Origin of the sequence: Streptomyces sp. ADI95-17 (assembly GCF_003846175.1) — a bacterium.
Classification (GTDB): domain Bacteria; phylum Actinomycetota; class Actinomycetes; order Streptomycetales; family Streptomycetaceae; genus Streptomyces; species Streptomyces sanglieri.
On the sequence record NZ_ML123051.1, the window covers coordinates 182,346 to 186,847 of the forward strand.

The 4,502-nt window shown below is 68.5% G+C and carries 3 protein-coding genes and 2 pseudogenes; 2 read left to right on the forward strand and 3 right to left on the reverse strand.

Annotation, left to right across the window (positions count from 1 at the left end; all coding sequences use genetic code 11):
- Positions 1–520: 520 nt before the first annotated feature.
- Positions 521–937, reverse strand: a pseudogene (locus tag EES42_RS35600) (DNA polymerase III subunit alpha); the annotation flags it as partial.
- Positions 938–1,113: 176 nt separating this feature from the next.
- Here EES42_RS35600 and EES42_RS35605 point away from each other — a divergent pair.
- Positions 1,114–1,728, forward strand: a complete 615-nt coding sequence (locus EES42_RS35605) for a hypothetical protein (protein ID WP_241196803.1) — start codon at positions 1,114–1,116, stop codon at positions 1,726–1,728.
- A 529-nt stretch (positions 1,729–2,257) separates the two neighbouring features.
- Here the strand turns inward: EES42_RS35605 and EES42_RS35610 are convergent.
- A complete protein-coding gene (locus EES42_RS35610) occupies positions 2,258–2,782 on the reverse strand; it encodes a MarR family winged helix-turn-helix transcriptional regulator (protein ID WP_124722375.1) in 525 nt (174 codons plus the stop codon).
- A gap of 40 nt (positions 2,783–2,822) precedes the next feature.
- Between EES42_RS35610 and EES42_RS35615 the strand changes: the two genes are divergently transcribed.
- The gene (locus tag EES42_RS35615; RefSeq protein ID WP_241196804.1) at positions 2,823–3,755 is read left to right on the forward strand and encodes a DMT family transporter; all 933 of its coding nucleotides are present in this window, start codon (positions 2,823–2,825) and stop codon (positions 3,753–3,755) included.
- A gap of 230 nt (positions 3,756–3,985) precedes the next feature.
- Here the strand turns inward: EES42_RS35615 and EES42_RS46720 are convergent.
- Positions 3,986–4,149: pseudogene (locus EES42_RS46720) on the reverse strand (helicase); the annotation flags it as partial.
- Between the last annotated feature and the right edge of the window lie 353 nt (positions 4,150–4,502).

Sequence of the window (4,502 nt, forward strand, 5' to 3'; positions counted from 1 at the left end):
CGCCTACGACATCGACAACAGCGGCGACAGCCTCGCGTCCCCGACCAACATCCTGGTGACGCCCCCGAACGAGACCCACACCGTGAGCCTCAAGTGGCCCGCGGGCGCGGGGGAGATCAAGGGTGCCTACACCGACGTCGAGGTCTACCCGACGCACACGACCAACTAGGGGTGGTGCCCGCAGACAGCTCCTGGCGGCGGGCCTGCTGAGGGATTTCCGCCCCGGCCTGTGCGGCAGGTGCCGCGCCACGGTACGCGGCCGCCGCCCGCTTCAGCGCCTTCTGGCCGCTTCCGTTCTCGGGACCGACCCCGGCGGGACGGACGTCGGAGGCGTGGGGGACCGGGCCGGGCTCGGATCGTCGCTCCGCCCGTGGTCGCGGTCACGGTGATGGCAGGCCCTGTCCTGCCTCTGGGCATTCATCGGATGGGGTACGGACTGGGGTACGGGCCGGGCGGCCGGACCTGCCCTCACCGCGCTCCTCATCGCGCTGACCTACGCCTCCCTTGCCTTCGAACAGTGGCCGTGTTCCAGGGGGCACAACTCGGTGATGCGGGCGGCGCAGGCCACGATCGAGCCGGTGGCCGAACCGCGTCCCGGGCCGAGCGGAATCTTGTTCCCCCGGGCGTGGCGGCAGACGTCCGCCACGACGAGAAAACAGGAGCTGAAGCCCATGGGGCCGATGACCGTCATCCCGGTCCCGAAGCGATTCAGGATGTGTTGGGGGGCCGGTGCCCCGTAGCGGATCGCCTGCCCTTTGAGGGCCTTCTTGCGCAGCCACGACTCCTGCGTTCCGCCTTCGGGCACGTCCGGGAACTGCGGCATCTCGTCGACGTGGTCGAAGACCTCGTCGTAGGACTCGATGCGCTCGGCGATCAGCAGGGTGTTGTCGCAGGCTTCCGGTAGTTCCGAGAACAGGTTGCGCATCTCGGCGGCTGTACCGACGGCACGCTGTGCCGCGTGATGTGAACGGGTCCGAGGGGCAGACCTCACGGACATGACGGTCGGGTACACGGGCTCAACGCCGCTCGGCCCACGCCTTGCCTGGCGGAGGTGCTCGCGCAGCCGGGGCAACCGGTCAGGGCCGGACGAAAGCGTACTGGAGGGGTTTGTACGTGATCGACACTCGACACTCGGCGCTGGCGGTGCAGTTTCGTTCTCGAAATTCATCTGGTGTCGCCGTCGTGGGATGGGCCAAGCTGGCCCGCATGGACTGGTTGCCACTGCTCTCCACTCTGGCCGGGGCCGCGATCGGCATCGTTGCCACGCTCGTCGCCGATCGGAATCGGTGGAAGCGCGAGGATGCCAAAGAGGCCCTTCGGCTGCGGCTCGACATCTACACGCAGTACACCACCACCGTGAAGGTCCTCGGTGAGACTCTGCGGGCCCTTGCCGAGCGAGAGTACCCGTCCGACGGCGAGCGGGCGTTCGTGCTGCGCGAGGCCTTTCGGGACTCGGGCATAGGCACCGCGTCAGAACGGATGTGGCTCATCGCGCCCCAACCCGTCGTCCAGGCCTCCAACAGCGTGTTCCACTGTCTGCGACGCATCTGCGACGGCTACATAGACGGCACTGCTGTCAGCAGTCCAGAGAATCGTGCTCGTTGGGAGGCGCGCGGCAAGGCAGCCGCCAAGATGCGCAAGCTCATGCGTGAGGATCTCGGCGTCGGCCCACTCACCGAACGCCACAGCCCCGTTCCCGACGACTGGAACAACCCCACCGGGCAGTGATCGTGACTGTGGCACCTGCGTCATGAGACGGCACGCCCGGACCGTGGTCGGAAGGTGATCCGCGGGGATGTATTCGATCTCCCAGTCGGCATGGATCCCGCCGAATCCGTGACAGTCCGCCGCAGGCCACCACTGGTTTCGCCCAGGCGTGCCACACGCTCGCCGCGGCCACGTGCCAGACTCGCATCGAACTCGGTGATCACGAGAGACTCCGCGTGGATCACGTCTTGCTGAGGAACGTCGGCGATGTCGGTGGTTTCAGCGGCGGCACGGAATTACGAACTCGGGGCATCGAAAGGACATGCTCGGCCGCCACTTCTTCCAGCCCCCGAGCTGCCCGGGGGCTCCGGCCGCTGTGCGACCCTGACTCCACCGACGACGAGCAGGGCAGTCAACGGCTCGTCGTGGTCGCCACCACCGTGGCCAAGGCATCCGGGCCGGCAGAGCTCCGCAGGGGTGCAGGAGCCGCCACACCGGCTGGAGGCGTGGCGGCCTCCCGTATGTCCCCGACCTCCCGGCACCGATCGGGTCACTTGCTGTCGGACGGACTCGGATTCTCCACGTGTGAGATCCAGGTGGTGAGCAGTCCTTCAAGTGCCTTGGTCTCAGCGGGCGTCAGCAGGCTCAGCAGGCGGCGTTCGTTGCGCATGTGGTCGGTGAATGCCTGGTCGATCAGTTCGCGACCGGGCTGGGTGAGGGCCACGATCCGGCCACGCTGGTCGTCATCGGAACGGCGGCGGGTGACGAGTCCGGCCCGCTCCAGGCGGTCGATTCGCTTCGTCATCGCGCCGGTGGTGACCATGGTGTGTGCGGCGAGTTCGCCGGGCGCGCGCTCATAGGGCTCACCGGCGCGGCGCAGAGCGCACAGGACGTCGAACTCTCCCTCGCTGAGTCCGTAGCGCCCGTAGACGAGGCAGAGTTGCTCGGTGAGATGGTCGGCCAGGCGGTGCAGCCGGCCGATCACGCCCAGCGGGGAGATGTCGAGGTCGGGCCGCTCGCGGCGCCAGTCGGCCTGGATGCGGGCCACGCGGTCCAGCAGTTGAGGGTCGTCCATGCACACCATATTAGCTTCCTGGGAAGTTATAGTGTCTTCCATGGAAGCTAATGTGCGGTGGGTGGCCCTGACGGCTGTCGCACCGGTGGCCTGGGGCGCCAACTATTACGTCACCCATGAATTCCTGCCGCCCGACAGCCCTCTCTACGGGGCGGCTCTGCGGGCGCTGCCTGCCGGCCTCGTCCTGCTGGGGCTGTGCAGGCAGCGACCGCGCGGTGCGTGGTGGTGGCGGTCCGCAGTGCTCGGGCTGCTCAACGTGAGCGTTTTCTTCGTGCTCGTCTACGCCGCCTCCCAGCTGCTGCCGACGAGCATCGCCTCGACCGTCATGGCGGTGTCCCCGCTGGCGATGATGCTCATCGCCTGGGCCCTCGTCGCCGAGCGGCCCGGCAGCGCACATCTGGCCGGCGCCGCGATCGGGCTCGGCGGGGTCTGCCTCATGCTGCTCACGGGAACGGCAGGAGTGAGCGTGCCGGGGGTCCTGGCCTCGGTCACGGCCATGCTCGTGTCGTCCTTCGGCCACATACTGACCAAGCGGTGGAACGCCGGAACCGACGTGCTTGCCTCGACCGCCTGGCAGCTCACTGCCGGAGGCCTGTTCCTGCTGCTGGTCGCCGCAGGCGTGGAGGGTCCTCCGCCCTCACTCTCCACACCGGCGCTTCTCGCGTTCGGCTACGTCACCCTCGTCGCCACAGCGCTGGCTTTCGCCGCCTGGTTCATCGGGCTGCGGTACCTGCCCGCGGGGACTGTGGGCCTGGTCGGGCTGCTCAACCCTGTCACAGGTGTACTGCTCGGCACGGCAGTGGCCGGAGAGGTGCTGACAGTCCAGCAACTGTGCGGGCTGGCACTCGTCCTGGCCGGAGTCGTTCTGGGACGACCTACGCGAGCAGGACGAAGCGTCGGCAGTCGCACTCCTCTGCACCCTGCACCCGACAAGTCCGCCACCCGCGAGTTCTCCAACCGCAACCCCCTATGAGGATCAGGGGGCACGGGAGCGGGGGCGGCGCCGATGGCCTGCCGGGATGAGTGAGCAGATGGGGCGGGGCGCAGCCGTCACGGCCCGCTGGTGATGTCGTGTCTGTCGTCAACGGAACGTGTGCCGCATCTTCGCCGCCGGTGTGCCCGCCGGTGCCCTCCACTCCCGCGCCCGTCCGCTCCGCCCCGACTGTCTCATCGAAACCGCACACACGCTCCCGGGGTGCGGCCCGCATCGCGGGAACTGGAGAAGTGCAGCAGCGCCGCTTCGGTGGCGGCCAGTGTGTCGTCCTGTTCCTGGTCCTTGCCGCCAGCCCGACGATCCACCCGTCGTCGGCGCGCTGGACGTGCACCCTGCGCTGCCCACTGGCGAGGACGCGGTAGGCGAGCTGCTCGGCATCAACGCAGGGGGGCGCCGTCCCTCAGTAACAAGGTCACTCCGCGACTTGGACGCAGTCAGCCTTGGGAACGGCATCATCCCCCAGCGCGTCGAGGGGACGCCGTTGCCGCACGCGGCCGTGTCGGTATCCGTCAGCCTCTTCGCGGTGGGGCGCGGTGGCGGTTCCGGGGAATCGTGGGGATCCTGGTAGGGGATCGTGGCTGTCTTCGCACGGGCCGTGTGCGTCGGTGGCCGCACCGAACAGGAAGGCTACGGCCATGACAGCGATGCCGAATAAGACAGCACAGCCAGGGCCCGGGGGGTCCGGCGCGAGGATCGACGGTGCGTCCCAGGTGGCCGGGGCCCTGA